Raw genomic sequence first — 21,007 nt, forward strand, 5'->3', positions numbered from 1 at the left:
GATTATCCCCACAGACAATCTACTCCAAAGCCTCTTAATCAATTGATACATAGTATTGGCATGCAACACTTATATTAACGGTATTGCATGCCTTAAATCACCCTTGTATTAATTCTTTCATTATTTTATTATAATTTTCTTGAAGCTAACTGTAAACAATAACTTTAATCGCCTTTTTCTGTACTAACAATTCCTGCATCAATACTTTGTGCCGTACTACTAGCAGTTGAATCTCCCTTTATGGCAAGATAATTAAATATATCTGCAAAAAGCTGTTTTGCGGTAGGTGCAGCTGTCTGGGCAGCATAATAATTATAGGGATCCGGTTCATCTATAGATACCAATAATGTTATCTTTGGATCACTTGAAGGAGCCATTCCCGCAAAAGATGCTACATATTTTCCCGCCTGATACCCTCCAATTCCAGCTTTTTGTGCTGTTCCTGTCTTTCCTGCTATGTGATATCCATCTATAAATGCATTTTTACCTCCACCTTCTGAAACCACCCTCTCTAAATACCCCCTAAGCTGTGCAGTTTTATTTTCATCTAATATTTTACTGCTGTTATTTTTAACATCATATTCTTCATCCACAACTTCTTTTCCCTTACTTTCATCATAATGTTGTATTTCCTTCATAACATGGGGAGTAATTAAAGTGCCGCCATTTGCTACTGCATTAAAGGCCCTTAAATATTGAACTGCAGAAACTGTATTTGCCTGACCGAAGGAAATGGTAGCTAAATCTATATCACTTATATTCTCTGTCTTTTTTATTATGCCCTTAGCTTCTCCCGGCAGATCTATTCCTGTTTTCTGTCCAAAACCAAATTTTTGTATGTAGGTATTTAACTTTTCCTTTCCTATTTTCTTTCCTAGTTCAGCAAATCCTACATTACAGGAGTTTTTAAGTATATCAGGAAAAGTTTGTGTTCCATGCCCAGAAGTCTGCCAGCAGTGTATAGTCCTGTTACCTATGGTTATACTTCCGTCACAGGAAAAAGTATCATTTTCCCCCACAGAATTTGTCTCAAGAGCAGTTTGTGCAGTTACTACTTTAAATATAGATCCCGGCTCAAATGTATCACTTACTGCTCTATTTCTCCATATCTTCTGCAATTCATCATAGGTTTTATTTTCTATCCAAGGATTATTTGGATCATAATCCGGTTTATTGGCCATGGCAAGTATTTCTCCAGTTTTAGGATTCATGACTATTATTGAAACCGCATTAGCCTTGTAGTCATTTAATGCCTGCTGTGCAGATTTTTCTGCAAAATGCTGAATCATCTCATCTATAGTAAGCACTATATCCTTTCCATCTACAGGCTTTGTAAATTCAGATATGGTATAGGGAAGGGCTTCGCTTTTTCTATCTAATTCAGCAATTCTTCTTCCCGGGGTTCCTGCAAGTTCCTTATTGTAATAAAGCTCCACTCCTGTAAGGCCAATTCCATCCGAATTGGTATGTCCCAGTACTTGAGCCAAAAAATTGCTATTTGGATAATATCTTTTAGTATCTGCTGATATTAAAACTCCATTTAGATTTAAATTAGAAACCTTATCTGCTGCATCCTTTTCAACTCTTCTTTTTAAAGTAGCAGAAGCAATAGGAAGCCCCCCAGGAAGAGTTTTATTCAATATCTTAGATACTTCACTTTTTTCCATAGAAAGAGCATTTGCAAGATCAGACGCCACTTTATCCTTTGATATCTTCTTCTCCTCCATAGTACTTCTCAAAGTATTCATATCCAAATCTATTCTATAAACGTTGGCACTAACTGCCAGTTCATTCCCATTTCTATCTAAAATTCTTCCCCTTTTAGCATCAATTTTTACATCACTTGTCCACTGAGCTATTGCCATAGATTTAAGTTTAGGTGAATTATATATCATTACATAACACATTCTAATTATTAACAAAAAAAATGCCATAAACAGAAAGCTAAAAACAATTATCATTCTCTTTCTAATAATTACCCTGTCCCTATATTCCATTTTAGACAAAATTATTTACCTCCATATTAATTGCTTCAACTTATTTAAAATTCCTTCTTGTGTTTTTATTTCATCTATATCTTCTTGTGTTTTCACAGTTTTTTTATCTACATTTACATAAACTGCCTTCCCTGTGTCTGGAACTATCATATGAAGTTTACTTACAGCATTATCTTCTATATACTGTAAATTATTATATTTTACTAAATCCACTTTTAAATTTTCATTTTCTCTATTAATTTTATCTATACTTATTTCCACAGAATTCAATTCAGTCTGCATATCATATATTATAGAATACCTATACACTAGGATAATACCTATTATAAAAGCCAGCGCTATATTCCTTATAATTTTAAGCTTTTTCTTTACTTTTACACGTCTCTTTTTATCTTTTCCTGCATTTTTATTTTCATATTTTTTTTCTTCTGTTTGTATATAAGGTCTATACTCTGGCTGCAGAACGGTATTACCATTTACCATATCTTCTTCATTCATTAATATCACTTTATTCACCTCACCTAAACTTTAGAACTAAATTCTCTCAGCGGCTCTTAATTTGGAGCTTTTACTTCTTGGGTTTATAGATTTTTCCTCTTCTGTAGGAACTATCGGTTTTTTATTGATAATCTTTACAATAGGTTTTTTGCCACATATACATACAGGAAAATCTGATGGACAAGTACAAGGGTTTTCCATCATCTTAAACTTGGATTTTATTATTCTGTCTTCTAGAGAATGAAATGTTATAACAGTTATTCTTCCTCCAATATTTAAATTTAATATACTATCCTCCACTGCCTTGTCAAGTATTTCAAGTTCTTCATTTACCTCTATACGTATAGCCTGAAAAGTTCTCTTTGCTGGATGACCTTCTTTCTGAAATTTTAAGGGTATAGCTTTTTTTATTATATCCACCAATTGAAGTGTAGTAACTATTGGTGATTTTTCCCTTGACTTTACTATGAAATTGGATATTCTCTTTGCAAATTTTTCTTCCCCATAATCTCTTATAATTCTACAAAGTTCTTCTTCACTATACCTATTTACCACTTCATAAGCAGACAATGAACTATTTCTATTCATTCTCATATCCAAAGGAGCCTTTTTCATATAGCTGAATCCCCGTTCTCCTTCATCTAACTGATAAGAAGAAACCCCTAAATCCATAATTACACCATCTATTTTATCAATTTTTAATTCCTCTAAAATTTGCTTTATATTATAAAAATTATTATGTACATAGATAACATTCTTAAAATTCTTTAACCTCTCTCCTGCCCAACTAATGGCAGAGATATCCTGATCAATTGCTATTAATCTCCCCTTATCAGATAACCTCTTTAATATTTCCAGAGAATGGCCTCCTCCGCCTAATGTACAATCCACATAAATTCCATTTTGTTTGATATTTAAGCTCTCTATAGTTTCTTTTAATAGCACAGGTATATGTTTAAATTCCATAAAAAGTATCCTCCAATTTTGATGTTTTAAACTTATGATTTGTTAATATGATACTTATTTTACTTTTTTTAATAGTATTTAAATCACTAAAAATTAATATTCTATACCGATATTTAAATTCCTCTTTTTTTACTATAATTTTAATATTTTTTTAAAACCTATTAAAGTGCATTATCATTGAAATATTATTAATTGAAATATTATTATTTGTAGAGTATAATTTTAAATGAATTTTACTCTAGCTTACATTAATATTTAGAAAGGAATGTACATAAATGAAACTTGGAATTGTAGGATTACCAAATGTAGGGAAAAGCACTTTATTCAATGCCATAACAAAAGCAGGAGCAGAATCTGCAAACTACCCTTTTTGCACCATAGAACCTAATGTAGGAGTAGTAAGTGTTCCAGATAAAAGGTTGGATGTACTGGAAAAAATGTATAACTCCAAAAAAAAGATACCTACTGCCATTGAATTCTATGACATAGCAGGCCTGGTTAAAGGTGCCAGCAGAGGGGAAGGCCTTGGAAATAAATTTTTATCCCATATAAGAGAAGTAGAATCCATAGTACATGTAGTAAGGTGCTTTGAAGATGAAAACATAGTACATGTGGATGGAAATATAGATCCTATCCGGGATATTGAAACTATAAACTTAGAACTTATATTTTCAGATATGGAAGTAATGGATAGAAGAATAGAAAAAATACAAAAACTAGCTAAAAGCGGAAATACGGATGCAAAATTACAACATAACATTATGTTAAAAGTAAAAGAACATTTAGAAAAGGGCTTTCCTGTAAGAACTTTGGAGTTGTCAAAAGAGGAAAATGAATTTGTTAAAGATTTCTTTTTACTTACAACCAAACCTGTACTCTATGTAGCCAATATATCCGAGGATGATTTAATTTCTGGAAATTTGGAAAATGAGTTTGTAAAAAAAGTGAAAGAATATGCTAAAAATGAAAACTCCCAGGTAGTGGTTATCTCCGCTAAAATAGAAGAAGAACTTTCTTCTTTAGAGGAAGAGGAAAAACTGGAAATGTTAAAGGAATATGGACTATCTGAAGCAGGACTTGATAAATTAATAAATGCCAGTTATAAACTACTTGGACTTATGAGTTTTTTAACTGCTGGAACTCCAGAGGTAAGAGCCTGGACAATAAAACAGGGCACAAAAGCTCCAGAAGCTGCCGGTAAAATACACACAGATATACAAAAGGGATTTATAAGGGCTGAAATTATATCCTATGACAAACTTGTGGAATGCGGCTCAGAGTCAGCTGCAAAAGAGAAGGGTTACTATAGACTTGAAGGTAAGGACTATATAATGAAAGATGGAGATGTAGTCCATTTTAGATTTAATGTTTAAACTGTATAATTGACAATGAACAAAAGGTACATTGTCAATTATGTTATTCATATATATTTATCTATTTGAAGAATATTTTTTTAGCTCTCTTTTGGCCATATGAATTACAGTATTATAATCTCTTTCCATTAGGATTTCTACTGCATCTTTCAAGTTAGACATGGAATAAATATGAAAATTTCCTTTTTCTATTTCTTCTTCCACAGGATTTTTTAAAGCCAGACTTTTCACATTGGAACTTGGAATGAGTACCCCTTTACCTTTAATCTCTCCTAGTATTTTACATATTTTGAAAAACCCTTCTATTTTTTCATTCACTCCCCCTATAGGCTGTATTTCTCCAAACTGATTTATTGATCCTGTTACCGCTATATTTTGCTTTATTCCTATTTTAGAAAGTGAAGATATCATACTTATTATTTCAGCTACAGAAGCACTATCTCCATCTATTTGTCCATATACTTGCTCGAAGCTCAAATAAAAATCTACGGAAAATTTATCATACCCTCCCGTTAACCTTTTTATATATCCTTTAAGAATATTTATAGCCTTATTATGAATTTTACCGCTTAAGTCACTTTCCTTTTGTACATCTATTACGTCTCCATTTCCCCTTAAACAAGTACATGTTATTTTTATAGGCTTACCAAAACTAAAATACCCTGTATTAATGACAGAAAGGCCATTTATCTGTCCTACTGCTTTTCCAGTTGTATCTATGAATATCTGTCCTCCCCTATACATATCCATCATCCGTTTCTCTATCAATTCCTCTTCATATGCCGTATTTATAATATCTGATCCAGTTATAATCTTTCTTCCATCTTTTATCACTCTGTTATCTGAAATCATTAAAATTCTTTCCAATTCATAATCATCCATAAACAACTTATCTCTATCTTCAGCTTTTCTGGATAAAAATTTTGCAAGCTCTTTTATACCCTCTTCATCCACATCATGAAGTTTATTATTCCTGCATATGGAAAATACCTTTCCCAGAAAAGATATTTTTGTTTCTCTATTAATATTCAAAAGAGCATTATACTCCACTCTGATTTTAAATATTTTCTTAAAATCTTCATCATAGCTATATAATAAATCATAGGTATTATAATCTCCTATGAGTATTATTTTTTCATTGAATTTTATAGGTTCTGGCTTCAATCCACTTAAAGACAATAACTCTAAATATCCCCTGTCGTAGTTTAAATCAACTTTACCGCTTATAATAGACTTTTTAAAATAATAATAAGCTGATTTGTTATTTAAAAGACTGCTTACCCTAAGTATTAAGCAGCCTCCATTGGCCTTTAAAAGGGTCCCTGCCCTTATGAGATTTACTCCTGTGGTATAAGTTCCATTTACATTTTCATATTCCACACTTCCAAGTAAATTATTCACATTTGGATCCTCTTCAAAAATTATAGGAGGTTCTTTACTTTCACTATTATCCACAAGAACATTTATGGAATATCTATAAATTATTCTAGATATATTTTCTTTATCATCCTCATAGCTTATGGAATAGTTATCCTTTATTTCATTTTCTATATTGCTGCATACTTGACCTAGAAATTCTAGCACTTTATTATCTTCTTTAAATAATTTTAAATACTCTTTTTTTATATCTCCTGTTTCTTTCTTGTAATAGTTATTTATAATCAACTTTATTTTTTCAATTTGAGCAATTTCCGTATTCTTTAATTCTTCAAGTACCTGTTCTGAACTGTTTTTCAATATATTTACTTTGTTTATTATATCCTCTTTTTCTTTCATTCCAAGCATTTCATATTCATTTTCACTCATCATTTCTCCATTTTCTTTTAAGGGAATAAAATTAAATCCATTTTCATTTATTTTTAAGGTAAATCTTTCTTTACTAGACATTTCCAAAAGTTTATTTACCAACTTGTTTCTTTTCTTTTGAAGTTCTTCTAACAATATTTCCTTTTCACTGTGAGAAGAACCATTATAAAACTCATAGGTACACTCAAAATATCTTTTCTGAATTCTTTTAAGCATATCTTTCAACTCTCTGCCCTTTCCCGCATTTAAAAATAATACCTTGGGTTTTTTTATATCTTTTACTACTGCATAGCATATATCCTGCAGAGAACTTTCCTTATCCATGGTACCTTTTATAAATTCCATGATATTCTCAAGTTTATCTCTGGAAAAGTCATCTATAAGGTAGATGTTATATCCTTCCTTATTTATTTTTAATGCCATATTAATCTTTTCATACACTTCCTTATATTCAGGTATAAATTTAAATGTTTTATTTGTATCACATTTATCCTGACAATGAAAGTCAATATCCTGTAATTTAAAATTATATATAATCTTTTCTTTAGACAACTCCCTGTGCATATCTCTTCCCCCTTTTTTAGCTACTTAATATAATAATATTCCTAAAGATTAATTTAGGAACGAAAATGAAAAATAAGTATATATAAAACTAACATGGAAACTATAATTAAGAATAATTAGTTGTATTTTAAAAATATACATAACTATGATATAATATAATAAAATTTTGTCTGTTATTTCCGCTGAATATCGAGCCTTCGGATAAAAATAAAATAAAGGGGTTAATATTATATGAGTTTTAAAGAAAAAATTGCGCAATATTATACAAAATCTTATTTAAAAAAATATGGAGATAGACTGACTCAAGTACAAGGTACTGTAGTGTCTGTTAAAATAACCAGGAAAACTATACTATGGATATTTAATAAGCTAAGTGTAACTCTTTTAGTAAGACCTGAAAGAAGTAAAAATATAATAAAGTGTTCTTATGTTAGAAAAAAATGGTTTAAAAAACCGGAATTTATAACTATAAATCAGGGAAATTTAGTTTTACTCCAAGGTCTTAAGGGTAAAAAAGGAAAAGAAAACAGAGAAAGTCTGGATCTTATAAACATACGTAACATGACTTCCAAGAAAGACTTAATACCTATAGAAGGCAAAATGCCCAAAGTACAAAAAATAAAAAGATTTAAATAATGGATGCAGGAATTGTAAAAAACAATTCCTACACTTATTTGAGAATATCTTATTTAAAGTATAAATATATACCATTAATGAATGCAATTATGCCAGAAAAGAATAAAACTATAAACCACTTGCCAATACCCAAGGGTGATGTATGAAATACTCCTTGAAGAAATGGTACATAGAGTATACATAAAAGCATAAAAATAGATGTAGCTACCGCACCTAAAAGATAGACATTAGTAAAGAGGCTTATTTCAAATAAAGAGTGATTTTCCGATCTGCATTCAAATACATGTATAAGTTGTGATATTATAAGAGTGCAAAGAGCTATGGTTCTTGAAGTTTCAAGTCCAAATCCCAAATAAAGACCTACTACAAAGGCAAGTACCGTACAAACTCCAATCAATGTTCCTCTTACAATTATCTTTTCACTAAGTCCTCTTGCAAATATACTTTCATCTTTAGCTCTTGGCTTACCTTTCATTATATCTCCCTGGGGTGGATCTACCCCGAGTGCTATGGCAGGAAGTCCATCTGTAGCCAAGTTTACCAGCAATATTTGTATAGGAAGCAGTGGGGTATCTAAATAAAATAAAGAAGTTAAAAACATAGTTAGAACTTCTCCTAAATTACAGGATAGCAAGTATCTTATAAACTTTCTTATATTATTATAAATTACCCTGCCCTCTTCCACTGCAGATACTATTGTTTTAAAATTATCATCCAATAGTATCATAGAAGATGCCTCTTTAGTTACATCCGTTCCCGATATACCCATACAAATTCCTATATCCGCCTCCTTAACAGCTGGAGCATCATTTACCCCATCCCCTGTCATTGCCACAATATTGTTTTTGCCTTTAAAAGCTTTAACTATTCTCAATTTATGTCCTGGATTGACTCTTGCAAATATAGATATATTATTTACCTTGCCAGAGAGCTGTTTATCACTTAGCTTGTCTAATTCTTCTCCTGTTATAACTTCACTTTGGCTTTTACATATATTTAATTCTTTTCCTATGGCAAAGGCCGTATTCTTATGATCTCCTGTTATCATTACAGGCCTTATGCCTGCTAGCTTGCATTTTAACACAGCATCTTTTACTTCACTTCTAGGAGGGTCTATAATTCCAGCTACTCCTATAAAGATCAAATTATTTTCAAGGGACTTATTTGCATAGACCTCTTTATCCTTATAAGCACAGGCTATACATCTAAGTGCATCAAAAGACATGTTCTCCACTGACTTTAGAGCCTTGCTTTTTTCAATAGCTGTAAAAGGTCTTACCTGCCCTCTGTCTAATATATATTTGCACTTGTTTATTACCCTTTCTGGTGCTCCTTTTACATAGCATACCTTTTTCAGTCCCTCCTTCACTATAACAGACATCATTTTCCTATCTGAATCAAAAGGTATATCATAAATTCTACTACCTTTATCCAAAAAATCTTTTAGAGATTTACTTTCTTTGAAAAAAGCTTTTATAAGGGCTGTTTCCGTGGGATCTCCCATAAGTGCCTCTGAGACCTTTTTTTTCTTAGGATCAAAATTAGAGTCATTACAATATGTAAAAGCCTTTTTCATAAGAACATTCTCTGGTAAACTCATCTCTTCCAGCTTGTGTATTTTACCATTAAAGTATAATGCTTTAACAGTCATTTTATTTTCAGTAAGAGTTCCAGTTTTGTCACTGCATATTATAGAAGTACATCCTAATGTCTCAACAGCAGGCAGCTTTCTCACTAAAGCATTTCTTTTTAGCATCCTAGATACTCCAAGTGCAAGGGCCACTGTAACTATAGCTGTAAGCCCCTCTGGGATAGCAGCTACCGCTAAACTCACCCCTACCAGAAACATCTGATATTTATCCTGTCCTCTCCACATACCAGTTAAAGTTACCATGATACATATTACAATACATACTACAACCAATACCTTACCCAAAGAAGAGAGTTTTTCTTTAAGAGGTGATTTCTCTTTTTCAATATTCTGAAGCATACCTGCTATCTTCCCCATTTCCGTATCCATGCCGGTTGCCATTACCTTTGCTTTTCCTTTGCCTTTTACAACTATAGTACCCATATATATAGAATTATTTTTTCCTGAAGTACTTTTTTCTACCCCTATGGATTCCCCAGTTAAAATAGATTCATCTACCATAAAATTACCCTCAGACATTAAAACACAATCTGCAGGTATCTTATCTCCTGTTTCCAAAAGTACTACATCTCCTATAACCAGCTCTCTGGCATTTATAACCTTTAATTTGCCACTTCTAATAACTTTTGATGTGGGAGATGCCAATTCTTTCAATGCCTCCAGAGACTTCTCCGTTTTAAATTCCTGAACAAATCCTAGTATGGCATTCATAATTACAATAATAAGTATAGTTATGGCATCTGCCTTTTCCCCTATAAATCCAGATATTATAGTGGCTACTATAAGAATCCAGGTTATAAAATCATTAAACTGGGAAAAAAATATTTTTACTGGGGATATTCTCTTTTTATTTTCCAGTAAATTGGCACCATACTTTTTAAGTCTTCTTTCTGCTTCAGCTTGAGTTAATCCATTTTCTAATTCTCTCTCATCTACCAACTCTATCCCTCCAGGACATTTATTTTATACAACTAATATATGCCCTTTTCAGCTTATATTATGACAGAATAATCTCTGTTTATATAAATGCCGGTACTATTGTATGTAGAAAATTAATTGGAGTTTTGCTATAATATTATTGTTTGTATACTAATGAAGTGATTCTAAGGGTTAAGTATTATAGTCCTTGGATAAGTTCTTATAAGGTTCAGATGGGGAAAAGTATTCATAACTCCAACTAAACCTAACGATCACTTGATATTTAGGAGGAAAAATTTATGAACGACACTATATACATCACAGGACATAGCAATCCAGATACGGATTCCATATGCTCTTCCATAGCTTATGCAGAATTTAAAAACAAAACAGGTTTAAATGCGATTCCCATAAGATTAGGAGATATAAATAAAGAAACTCAATTTGTCCTGAATTACTTTAATGTTAAACCCCAAAGGTTAATGACAAATGTTAAAGCTCAAATTTCAGATTTGGATATCGATAGTGTAAATCCTATCTCTCCACAGACCTCTTTAAAAACCGCATGGTCCATGATAAGCAAGACCAGTGTAAAGACTCTTCCTGTAGTAGATGAAGAAGATAGGTTAATAGGCATTGCATCTCAATCAAATGTAACCTCTTATTATATGGATATATGGAATGCCAATATAATAGAAAAAAGCGGAACTACTCTTGAAAACATACTAGATACCCTTTCAGCTAAGTGTTTAAATACTTTTGATGAAAACTCCACCTTTAATGGAAAGATTATAGTTGCTGCCATGCAGCCTGAAAGCATGACGGCTATGATAGAAGAAGGTGACATAGTAATATGCGGTGACAGACAGGATGCACAGGATGCCATACTAAACTGTAAAGCTTCTCTCATGATAATAACAGGCAACCACACAGTAGATGAAGATATACTGAAAAAGGGAGATGAAATGAAATGCACAATTATAGTTACCCCTTTTGATACCTTTACTACTTCCAGGTTAATTCCTCAAAGTATTCCTGTAGGATATGTAATGAAAAAAGATGACATACTCTCTTTTAAAACCTATGACTTTATAGATAAAGTAAGGGAAGTCATGTTAAAAACCAGATACAGAAGTTACCCCGTAGTAGACTCTGAAAATAAAGTTATAGGAAATATTTCCAGATACCATTTAATTTCGCAAAATAAAAAAAGAGTAATACTTGTAGATCACAATGAAAAAGCTCAATCAGTCCAGGGACTAGAAGATGCAGAAATTCTTGAAATACTGGATCACCATAAAATAGGTGATGTAAAGACCGGTTCCCCTATATACTTTAGAAATGAACCTGTAGGTTCTACGGGAACCATAGTAGCCTCAAGGTTCTTTGAAAATGGAATAAGACCTTCACAAAAAACTGCCGGACTGCTCTGTGCTGCTATAATTTCCGATACTTTGTTATTTAAATCTCCCACTTCTACAGATTTAGATAAAATGATGTTAAAGAGACTTTCTGCTATAGCCGGAATAGATCCAGAAGCTTTTGCAAAAGAAATGTTCAAAGCTTCCTCCTCTCTCAAGGGAAAAACTCCACAAGAAATATTAAACGAAGATTTTAAAACTTTTAATATTTCTGATATTAAAGTAGGAGTTGGTCAGGTTCAGATTATGGACAGTGAAGAATTTAAATGCATAAGACAAGATGTAGTAGATTTTATGGAATTAAAATCTTCAGAAGAAGAATTTGGGCTTATGATACTTATGGTAACGGATTTATTAAAAGAAGGCTCTGAACTCATAGCTGTGGGTTCACAAAAAGACATCGTCTCCAAGGCCTTTGGAGTAAATCTTATAGATAATGGAACTTATGTACCTGGTATCTTATCCAGGAAAAAACAAGTTATACCACCTCTCACCGCCGCAATGTCTTCTTAAAGACAAAAGTGCAGGTTATTTCAAATGACCTGCACCTTTTTTTTAATCCTGCTTTACACCTTTTTTGATGTGTTCTCTCATTATTTGAAATAATCCTCTTATTATTTTTTCTCTGGTCAACCTATCTAAATCTACAAAAGATACTCCACATATTAACTTTTTAGTTTCCCTATTCTCATGAATTCTAATTAGTTTTCCCCTTACATCCAATCTATTATTTTCAAGGGGAAGTGTTATCACAATCTTATCTCCCAGTTTTAATTTGTCTTTTAAACTGGTATCTACAATCATTTTCATTCCTCCGCCGCTCATATCCAAAGAACATGCTTTAAATACCTCTACCTGATCATTTAAGTTTCTTAAACTTTTCTCTACAGGAATTAATGCACATAATACATCCAATATAAGAGGCACCCTTACAAAATTTCTTCTTTGAAAAAGTTCCATCTTTTCTGGTTTTTTAAGCATTATTATAAGTATTTTCTCTATTTTACGTCCGATAACTACTGTAAAAAATTTATATATATTTTTTCCCTCATAGTATATTCCCTCTACTCTATCTCCCTTGTGAAGAGACATATATTTGTGATTGCATGTAGGAACACTTATGCCTATATAATTCTCAGATACATCTTGAATATTACTTTTATATACTTCTCCGCCCTCATCTATCTCAATTCTATTATTTATCACAAACTCAACAGTACGATTCATATTACCTCTTCTCCTTACAAAAATTATGAAATAACATTAAAAATTTCTCTAGTAAACTATTTATTATTATATCATTGTAGTTTAACTGTTTGTATACATTTATCTATTATTTTTAAATTTATTATAAGAAACATATGACTTAAAATAAATAAAAGATCTGAAAAAGGGTACTTTTTCAGATCTTTTATTTATTTAATCTCGTATATCTGACATATCCACAGTTCTCATCTTCACATCACAATTTTCGTCATAGGGTAATACATCTTCTTCTAAGTACTGTTGGGTATCTGCTTCATCCTCTTCTTCTAACTTATCTTCTTTACCTTCTTCTCTTAGATCTTCTTCTTCATCTAATTCCTGCCTATAATAAGGCATAGAATATCCCTCATAATAGGGATATGTTTGCGGAGACACTTGAGACATATAATTTGCAGGATGCATATAACCCATATATGGATTTATACCGCCTAAAAAAACAGGATACATTCCATAAAAAGCAGGTTCACAATACATATAAGGCATATCCATAGGGCACCTGTAATCATCCTCCATATAATCATACATATCATCATTTTCGTCCATATATTCATCCGGCTCATCTGGCCACCTGTACATAATATAACTCCTCCTGAAAATATTACATCTATACATTATATGTTTGTACAATACATATGTTTACATAAAATTATCTCTTCATGTTATTTATAAGTCCCCACATCTCATCAGCAGTGGTAAGTCCTTTTGCTCCCAGGGCAAAAGCTCTTTGAGCCAATATCATGTCTGTAATTTCCCTGCCCAAATCCACATTGGATTGTTCTAGATATCCTTGAAGTATATCTGCATCCTGATTTTCAGTGACTTGAACATTTTCTGCAGGTACATATAGATTGTCACCAATGGACAACATAGAATCCTGACCCACTGCATTGTATACATTTATTTTTCCATATAATACACTATTGTTATTTACATTTACATATATCTGGCCCTTTTTATCTACTGTAAAATTGTCATTATTGAGTAAAACTCCTGAATTCCTCAAATTAGTTCCTTCTCCTGTAAGATTAACCTCCAGGCTATTTCCATCTGGATCCACTAATTCTCCATTTGAATCTACATTAAAATCTCCTGCCCTTTCATATCCCTGGATGCCATTTTGAAGAGTTACTCTAAAAAATCCTTCTCCATCTATTGCCATATTCCCTTTTAATCCTGTTTCTTTAAGACTTCCCTGTAAAGTATCTCTAAGCCAATTTGTGGTTCTAACTCCAGTGCCGTTAATAGTATTTTCCCCTTCATCATTAACCGGGTATCCATTTCTATCTAAAGTTTCATATACCAGATCCTGAAAATTTACAACCTCTCTTTTATAACCCACAGTCTCTGCATTTGCCATATTGTTAGATATACTGTTGAGTTTTTCCTGCTGTGCATTCATGGCACTTGAACTGTTCCATATAGCTCTAAGCATGAAATCCTTCCCTCCTCTACACAAAGTACTATTGCCTTTAGTTTCCTTATATCAAATGCTTCTCTTTATTTAGGCTTCTTGTGCCTTATACTTTTCCCACTTCATTTATTAATTTATCTAAAGTCCCGTCTATTGATTGAACCACCTTTTGATCCGTTTCAAAGGTTCTCATAGTAGTTATTAAATTAGACATTGTATTTACCAGGTTTACATTTGACTTTTCCAGTGATTTTTGTCTGACTACTGCATTTACTTCTACTGCATTTTGCCCAGTATATAAATTATCTCCCACCTTGGTCAGAGTATTATAGTTATTAAAATCAACTGTATATATTTTATACCTGGCATTGCCATCTATACTTATATTTCCATAGGCATCTGAAGTAATTTTACCATTGCCTGCATTTATAGCACCTAGTGCTCCTGTCTGATTATCTCTTCCTATAACTGTATTTCCAGAATCATCTACAAGTATTCCCTGTGTATTTACATGAAAATGTCCATCTCTTGTATAAAACTCATTCCCATCTTCTCTTCTAACTGTAAAAAATCCTCTTCCCTCAATAGCAAAATCCGTATCTATATCTGTGGATTCTATGGTGCCTTGGGTAAATCCTGTATCCACTGAATCTATTCTACTTCCCAGTGTCATAGAGCCTATTATATTCCTTACATTTTTTCCATTTACCACCTTGTCATAATTCTGTATAAGTACCTCATCAAATGGAATACTTTTTAAATTATCCTGTTTAAATCCAACAGTATTTACATTAGCTAAATTATTTGTTATTACATCCTGTTTTGCCTCTTGAACTATCATGCCAGATACCGCCGTATAAAAACTTCTTATCATTTGCTTACCTCCTTGTCATTTATAACTTTCACTTCATCTGGATATTTCATTCCCATAGAACGGGCTTTATCTTCAATTTGACTTTTGCTCATTTCATATTGAATTTTTACCCCACTCATGACAAAGGTAGCTATGAGAATACCTATACCTATGCCTATCAATATTTTTCTATCACTAAAAAAATCAAAAACTAGTTTTATTCTGTATATAACTCTTTTATTAATAGAACCTCCCCCTTATCAACACCCGTTTTTTCAGATATCTGATCTATAGACATACCTTCTTTAAGTAATTCTCTTATTTTATGAACTTTAATATTATTATCATTTTCTCTCTCTTGCTGGCTGCTATTTAACTCCTCATGTTCTTTTGATTGCTCTGCAGCAATATTCTCAGTAACTTTCTGTCCCCTATCATTATAAAGCATCATTTCAGTAATTGGATTTTTTCCTCCATATCTTAAACTTTCTATTTCCCCCTGAAGCTTAAATATCATTTCTGAAAATTCTTTTTTTATATTAGCAATTTCAGTTTTGTAATCTTCCATAGCATTTTGTTTAACAGTGAGCTGATATTGAAAAGACTTTTTTTCCTTAATCACTGCATTTAAATTCAGTACTATAAGAAGTGTGCCTATTGTAATCATCAGTACAGTTATACCCATATTTAACTCCTTTTTAAAAAAATCCATACTATATTTGCTACAAATCTATATATATTTTAATTTCATCATAGCTTTTCTCAAGTGCACTATCGCTCTGCTGTGAAGCTGACATACCCTAGATTCAGATACATTTAAAATATGGCCTATTTCCTTTAAGGTTAACTCTTCATAATAATATAAAGTAAGTACTAAATTATCTTTTTCATTTAAAAGTTCCAAAGCTTTGGCTAAATATTTTAGTTTTTCTTTTTCTTCCAGACTCTTTTCTGGACTGGGACTTTTGGTATCTTCTATAGTACCCATAATAGGAATATTATCTTCATCTGAAAATACCAAATCCTCCAGAGAAACCATGGATATATAATTTATATAATTCTCAATTTCCATCATCTCCTTCAGGGATATACCAAGCTTATTTGCTATCTCAGAGCTATGGGGTTCTCTGCCTAATTCTCCCTGAAGACATTCAACTGCCGCATTATATCTATTAAGCTTGTCCATGGCCCCTTTAGAAATAGGACTATTCCTTCTTAACTCATCTATCATGGAGCCTTTTATTCTTATAGAGGCATAGGTAGAGAATTTCATTCCTCTACTCTTATCAAATTTATTTATGGCATCCATCAATCCTAAAGTTCCATAGCTGACTAAATCTTCATATTCAATATATTTAGTCTTTCCTATTATGACTCTAGACGCAATATATTTCACTAGAGGAAGATATTTTTTTACCAATTCTTCTTTTATACTTAATTCATTTGCCAAAGCCATAATTGTAATCTCCCTTCACTTTTCTTATATTTTCCATAGTGTTTATTCATATACTATGAAAAAATATTAAAAATTTTCTTAAATAAACTCTGAATATTGGCTTTTGATTCAAAATTTTTAATTCCTGATAATTTACTTGCTATAAAGTTTATATCTTTTGATGCTTGTGAATTAGGATAACTTATTAAAAGTGGAATTTGTTTTCTAACAGCTTGTGTAAGATTTTTATCATCTGATATGTACCCTAGATACTCAAGCTCAATATTCAAAAATTTATTCACTACACTGTTAAATCTATTAAAAGTTTTTTCTCCTTCTCTGTCATCTACAACTCTATTTATAATTATCTTTGACTTACCTTTCAACTTAAAGTGGTTTACAGCTTTTAACAAACTATATGCATCTGTGAGCGAGGTAGGTTCTGGAGTAGTTATTGTAATAAACTCTTCACTGCAAGTTATAAAAGCCAACACATCCCTATTTATACCAGCTCCTGTATCTAATATTATATACTCCACATCATTTAAGGAAGATAATTTTTCTATAAAATCATCCCGTTGAACTTTTGTTATACCTTCCATCCTCAAAACTCCAGTTCCTCCAGGAAGCAATTTTACTCCAAAGGGTCCTTTAATAATAACCTCTTCTATACTCTTATCTCCTAAAATTACGTCATACACATTATATTTAGGTAAAAATCCCATAAGCACATCATCATTGCCCATACCCATGTCACCATCAAATATTAGAACTTTTTTATTCATTTTCTGCAGGGCTATAGATACATTTACTACAAAATTACTTTTTCCAACCCCTCCTTTACCAGAAGAAACAGCTATTATCCTGGGCTTTACATTACATATCGAATCTACTTTTAGTTGTTTGTCTGCCCTGGCCAATTTCCTTAACTGTTCAGCTTGATCTAGCATATAATATCCTCTCCCAATACAAGCTTTGTTAACTCCTCTTCATCCATAATTTTTATATCTTCTGGTACATTTTGCCCTGTGGTAACAAAACTTATAGGTTTTTTAGCTAACTGCACTATATTTAATATAGAACCATAAGTTGATGTCTCATCTAATTTAGTTATTATTATATCGTTGTAATTTAACTTCTTATATCCATTAATTATCACATCTATATCTCTATTTTTAGTAGTACAGCTTATTACCAAATGCACATTACTTGTATTAACCTTGTCTATAAAGGCCCTCAGTTCTGATATCTGCATTTCATTTTTACTGCTTCTTCCTGTGGTATCTATCAAAATAATATCGCAGTCTTTCATATTATCTACAGCCTTTGCCATATCTTTCATGGAGAATATCACCTGAAAAGGTATATTCATTATATCCGCATAGGTTCTAAGCTGTTCTACTGCGCCTATTCTATATGTATCTATGGTTATAAGACCTACTTTTTTCTTTTCTATAAGTACGAGTTTTCCTGCAAGTTTTGCAATGGTAGTGGTTTTACCCACCCCTGTAGGTCCCACCAAAACAACCACATGCTCCAATTCCTTATTATCCACCTTTATCATACCTTTTACTACTTCTTTTAATTTTTCCTCTTCAGTCCTCTCATCATCCATGGCATTTATGCCATTTAATATTTTTTTTACTACACTGGGACTAAAGTCACTATTTTCAAGCTTTATCTGCAGCTTACTTTTCCCAATACTTCCGTAGGAACCTTTTATCATTTCATTTAACATACTTTTCATCTGCTGTACTTCTTTTATAATAGCTTCATTATTTTTATTTATTATACTATTTTCATAAAAACCTCTAGATGCATCAGAATCTTTTATATCACTCTCACTCTCTAGTGAAACTTTATTATCCAAACTTGTATCTTTCATTTTATTATTATCTATTATTCTCTTTATGGCCTCAACACTTTGTTTCATATCACCTTTATTATGGTTAAATGTGTTTTTATTATCTGGTTTTTTATTATCTACAGCTGCAGTAACTTCTAAAATTTTCTTAGAAAAGAAACCTAATATTCCGCCTTTTCTAATCTTTCTCTGGCTTATAATTATAGCTTCATTACCTAACTCATATCTAATTCTGGTAATGGCTTCATTCATATTATTGGCTCTATATCTTTTAATGATCATTATATTGAAATCACTCCTTCAGTCTTTATTTCTACATCATTTGGTATTTCATTCAATGATAGCACATTTACAGACTGAAATACCATCTCAATTAATCTTCTAAAAGGTGCCCTTATTTTAGGCGAAACCAATATTATAGGCTGATTTTCGTAGAAATAAACTGAATCCAGAACCTTTTTTATGGAATTGAATATTTTATTTGTAGTTTCAGGATCTACAGAAGGAAAAGAGCCCTGCATGGATTTCTGAATATTACCCCCTATTAAATTCTCTAGTTCTTGTGATAAGGTAACTACTACTATAGCACCATTTTCATCTATAAAAGAATTACATATACTCCTTCCCAAAGAAAATCTTACATATTCTGTGAGAAGTTCAATATCCTTTGTACTTCTCGAGTTATCCGCTAAAGATTCTAATATGGTTACCATATCCTTTATAGATACTCTCTCTCTCAACAGATTTTGAAGTACCTTCTGTACCTCTCCTATGGTAAGCAAATCCGGTATAAGTTCTTCTACTACCGTAGGATATTTTTCCTTTACAGAATCCACTATTATTTTCACTTCCTGTCTCCCAAGTAGTTCATAGGAATGATTTTTTATAGTTTCTGTAAGATGGGTTACCATGACAGTAGTAGGATCTACCACCGTTAAGCCTTTAATTTCCGCTTCTTCCCTTTGATCTCTGTTAATCCAGGTAGCCGGCAGTCCAAAAGAGGGTTCTACTGTACTTATTCCTTGAATAGACACATTAGAATTAGTAGGATCCATACATAAGAGCATATTTGGAATAAGTTCACCTCTTGCCATTACAGTACCCCTTATCTTTATAACATAATCATTGGTCTTTAATTGAAGATTATCCCTAATTCTAATGGGTTGTACTATTATTCCCATTTCAATGGCACACTGTCTTCTAACTGAAGTTATCCTTTGAAGAAGATCTCCACCAGAAGCTTCATCTGCAAGTGGTATTAAACCATATCCTATTTCTACTTCCATAGGTTCTACAGATATAAGATTCATTACATTTTCAGGCTCCTTGTTTTCTATTTCCGTCATTTCTTGATTTTCCATTTCAACCTGCTGTATATTCTGTTCTTTTTCATCTTTATAGAGAAAGTATGCTGCTATACCACAGAATATTGCCAGTATAAAAAAGGCCAGATGAGGAAGTCCTGGTATAATTGCCAAGAATAAAAGAACTGCTCCTGCCATAGCTATTACTTTAGGAAAACCGGTAAGCTGTTTCATAGCAGAAGTACCAAAGTTTTCACTGCTTCCAGAACGAGTAACAAGTATACCTGATGCGGTAGATATTAAAAGAGCTGGAACTTGGGTTACCAATCCATCACCTATGGTAAGTTTGGTATAAGTCTGAGCTGATGTTGTAATATCCATTCCCATTACCACAACTCCAATTATTATTCCTGCTATTATATTTATCACCATAATTATAAGTCCTGCTATAGCATCACCTTTTACAAATTTAGAGGCACCATCCATAGCTCCATAAAAATCTGCTTCCATCTGAAGTTTAGTTCTTCTCATTCTGGCACCATTTTCATCAATCAATCCTGAATTCAAATCTGCATCAATACTCATCTGTTTGCCAGGCATGGAGTCCAGTGTAAATCTGGCTGAAACCTCAGATACCCTGCCAGCACCATTGGTTATTACTATAAACTGTATAATTACTATAATCAAAAATATGATTATTCCTACAATATAATTCCCACCTACAACAAAATTTCCAAAGGAATTTATAACTTCTCCTGCATAGCCATCTTTTAATATAAGTCTTGTAGAAGACACATTAAGTGCCAATCTAAATAAAGTTGTAATTAAAAGTAGTGTAGGAAATACTGAAAATTGAAGTACCTCTGTGGTAAACATGGTTAATAATATAATTATTACAGATAGTGTTATATTAAAAGACATAAGAATGTCTAAAAGTTCCGGTGGCATAGGTATTATAATCATAAATACTATCATAATAACCACCAGTGCCATTATTATATCTACATTGTTCTTTAAATTAAATCTCCTTCTGCTTCCTTCCAA

General features: G+C 32.1%; 18 protein-coding genes. 3 read left to right on the plus strand and 15 right to left on the minus strand.

The window, feature by feature from the left end; all coding sequences use genetic code 11:
* Positions 1-164: 164 nt before the first annotated feature.
* From V7Q02_RS07660 to rsmH, 3 genes are read right to left on the minus strand one after another with little or no spacing between them, the layout of a single operon-like run.
* A complete protein-coding gene (locus V7Q02_RS07660; RefSeq protein WP_333860418.1) occupies positions 165-2,006 on the minus strand; it encodes a stage V sporulation protein D in 1,842 nt (613 codons plus the stop codon).
* 6 nt (positions 2,007-2,012) lie between these two features.
* Positions 2,013-2,495, minus strand: coding sequence for a hypothetical protein (locus V7Q02_RS07665; protein WP_333860461.1), 483 nt, complete (start codon positions 2,493-2,495; stop codon positions 2,013-2,015).
* A gap of 36 nt (positions 2,496-2,531) precedes the next feature.
* On the minus strand, positions 2,532-3,461 hold the full coding sequence (rsmH, locus tag V7Q02_RS07670; protein ID WP_333860419.1) for a 16S rRNA (cytosine(1402)-N(4))-methyltransferase RsmH: 930 nt from the start codon (positions 3,459-3,461) through the stop codon (positions 2,532-2,534).
* A gap of 275 nt (positions 3,462-3,736) precedes the next feature.
* Here rsmH and ychF point away from each other — a divergent pair, with 275 nt between their 5' ends.
* Entirely contained in the window at positions 3,737-4,834 is a 1,098-nt protein-coding gene (gene ychF, locus V7Q02_RS07675; protein WP_333860420.1) for a redox-regulated ATPase YchF, read from the plus strand.
* 57 nt (positions 4,835-4,891) lie between these two features.
* On the opposite strand, the gene V7Q02_RS07680 is transcribed toward ychF, so the two are convergent.
* A complete protein-coding gene (locus V7Q02_RS07680) occupies positions 4,892-7,204 on the minus strand; it encodes an AAA family ATPase (RefSeq protein ID WP_333860421.1) in 2,313 nt (770 codons plus the stop codon).
* 231 nt (positions 7,205-7,435) lie between these two features.
* Here V7Q02_RS07680 and V7Q02_RS07685 point away from each other — a divergent pair, with 231 nt between their 5' ends.
* A complete protein-coding gene (locus V7Q02_RS07685; protein WP_333860422.1) occupies positions 7,436-7,840 on the plus strand; it encodes a hypothetical protein in 405 nt (134 codons plus the stop codon).
* A 49-nt stretch (positions 7,841-7,889) separates the two neighbouring features.
* Here V7Q02_RS07685 and V7Q02_RS07690 read toward each other — a convergent pair whose 3' ends face one another.
* Positions 7,890-10,430 (minus strand): calcium-translocating P-type ATPase, PMCA-type, encoded by a 2,541-nt coding sequence (locus V7Q02_RS07690; protein WP_333860423.1) that lies wholly within the window; start codon positions 10,428-10,430, stop codon positions 7,890-7,892.
* Positions 10,431-10,708: 278 nt separating this feature from the next.
* Here V7Q02_RS07690 and V7Q02_RS07695 point away from each other — a divergent pair, with 278 nt between their 5' ends.
* A complete protein-coding gene (locus tag V7Q02_RS07695) occupies positions 10,709-12,343 on the plus strand; it encodes a putative manganese-dependent inorganic diphosphatase (protein WP_333860424.1) in 1,635 nt (544 codons plus the stop codon).
* A gap of 42 nt (positions 12,344-12,385) precedes the next feature.
* On the opposite strand, the gene V7Q02_RS07700 is transcribed toward V7Q02_RS07695, so the two are convergent.
* The 10 genes from V7Q02_RS07700 to flhA all read right to left on the minus strand — a co-directional run bounded on the left by V7Q02_RS07700 (position 12,386) and on the right by flhA (position 21,007).
* On the minus strand, positions 12,386-13,057 hold the full coding sequence (locus V7Q02_RS07700; protein WP_333860425.1) for a flagellar brake protein: 672 nt from the start codon (positions 13,055-13,057) through the stop codon (positions 12,386-12,388).
* Between the two features lie 192 nt (positions 13,058-13,249).
* Complete coding sequence (locus V7Q02_RS07705; RefSeq protein WP_333860426.1) at positions 13,250-13,672, minus strand: hypothetical protein; 423 nt, start codon at positions 13,670-13,672, stop codon at positions 13,250-13,252.
* Between the two features lie 70 nt (positions 13,673-13,742).
* Positions 13,743-14,528 carry a flagellar basal-body rod protein FlgG gene (locus V7Q02_RS07710; protein ID WP_333860427.1) on the minus strand — a complete coding sequence of 262 codons (786 nt, stop codon included), beginning with the start codon at positions 14,526-14,528 and terminating at the stop codon, positions 13,743-13,745.
* A gap of 85 nt (positions 14,529-14,613) precedes the next feature.
* Entirely contained in the window at positions 14,614-15,381 is a 768-nt protein-coding gene (locus V7Q02_RS07715; protein ID WP_333860428.1) for a flagellar basal-body rod protein FlgG, read from the minus strand.
* Positions 15,378-15,542, minus strand: coding sequence for a hypothetical protein (locus V7Q02_RS07720; RefSeq protein ID WP_333860429.1), 165 nt, complete (start codon positions 15,540-15,542; stop codon positions 15,378-15,380). Before V7Q02_RS07720 ends, V7Q02_RS07715 begins: the two co-directional genes overlap by 4 nt.
* Positions 15,543-15,577: 35 nt before the next feature.
* Complete coding sequence (locus tag V7Q02_RS07725) at positions 15,578-16,072, minus strand: hypothetical protein (protein WP_333860430.1); 495 nt, start codon at positions 16,070-16,072, stop codon at positions 15,578-15,580.
* 18 nt (positions 16,073-16,090) lie between these two features.
* Entirely contained in the window at positions 16,091-16,816 is a 726-nt protein-coding gene (locus V7Q02_RS07730) for a FliA/WhiG family RNA polymerase sigma factor (protein WP_333860431.1), read from the minus strand.
* 53 nt (positions 16,817-16,869) lie between these two features.
* Positions 16,870-17,745, minus strand: a complete 876-nt coding sequence (locus tag V7Q02_RS07735; protein WP_333860432.1) for a MinD/ParA family protein — start codon at positions 17,743-17,745, stop codon at positions 16,870-16,872.
* Positions 17,739-18,941 carry a flagellar biosynthesis protein FlhF gene (gene flhF, locus V7Q02_RS07740; RefSeq protein WP_333860433.1) on the minus strand — a complete coding sequence of 401 codons (1,203 nt, stop codon included), beginning with the start codon at positions 18,939-18,941 and terminating at the stop codon, positions 17,739-17,741. The genes V7Q02_RS07735 and flhF overlap by 7 nt, the downstream gene beginning before the upstream one ends.
* Positions 18,941-21,007 (minus strand): flagellar biosynthesis protein FlhA, encoded by a 2,067-nt coding sequence (gene flhA / locus V7Q02_RS07745; RefSeq protein ID WP_333860462.1) that lies wholly within the window; start codon positions 21,005-21,007, stop codon positions 18,941-18,943. The genes flhF and flhA overlap by 1 nt, the downstream gene beginning before the upstream one ends.

The sequence above is a fragment of the Clostridium sp. genome (assembly GCF_036781005.1).
In the GTDB taxonomy this organism is placed as follows: Bacteria; Bacillota; Clostridia; order Clostridiales; family Clostridiaceae; genus Clostridium_B.

Coding starts and splice junctions, on each gene's coding strand:
- V7Q02_RS07700 (WP_333860425.1), bottom strand. CDS start 13,057: ATGAATCGTACTGTTGAGTTTGTGATAAATAATAGAATTGAGATAGAT.
- V7Q02_RS07730 (WP_333860431.1), bottom strand. CDS start 16,816: ATGGCTTTGGCAAATGAATTAAGTATAAAAGAAGAATTGGTAAAAAAA.
- ychF (WP_333860420.1), top strand. CDS start 3,737: ATGAAACTTGGAATTGTAGGATTACCAAATGTAGGGAAAAGCACTTTA.
- V7Q02_RS07710 (WP_333860427.1), bottom strand. CDS start 14,528: ATGCTTAGAGCTATATGGAACAGTTCAAGTGCCATGAATGCACAGCAG.
- V7Q02_RS07735 (WP_333860432.1), bottom strand. CDS start 17,745: ATGCTAGATCAAGCTGAACAGTTAAGGAAATTGGCCAGGGCAGACAAA.
- V7Q02_RS07705 (WP_333860426.1), bottom strand. CDS start 13,672: ATGTACAGGTGGCCAGATGAGCCGGATGAATATATGGACGAAAATGAT.
- rsmH (WP_333860419.1), bottom strand. CDS start 3,461: ATGGAATTTAAACATATACCTGTGCTATTAAAAGAAACTATAGAGAGC.
- V7Q02_RS07715 (WP_333860428.1), bottom strand. CDS start 15,381: ATGATAAGAAGTTTTTATACGGCGGTATCTGGCATGATAGTTCAAGAG.
- V7Q02_RS07665 (WP_333860461.1), bottom strand. CDS start 2,495: ATGAATGAAGAAGATATGGTAAATGGTAATACCGTTCTGCAGCCAGAG.
- V7Q02_RS07680 (WP_333860421.1), bottom strand. CDS start 7,204: ATGCACAGGGAGTTGTCTAAAGAAAAGATTATATATAATTTTAAATTA.
- flhF (WP_333860433.1), bottom strand. CDS start 18,941: ATGATCATTAAAAGATATAGAGCCAATAATATGAATGAAGCCATTACC.
- V7Q02_RS07695 (WP_333860424.1), top strand. CDS start 10,709: ATGAACGACACTATATACATCACAGGACATAGCAATCCAGATACGGAT.
- V7Q02_RS07685 (WP_333860422.1), top strand. CDS start 7,436: ATGAGTTTTAAAGAAAAAATTGCGCAATATTATACAAAATCTTATTTA.
- V7Q02_RS07725 (WP_333860430.1), bottom strand. CDS start 16,072: ATGGATTTTTTTAAAAAGGAGTTAAATATGGGTATAACTGTACTGATG.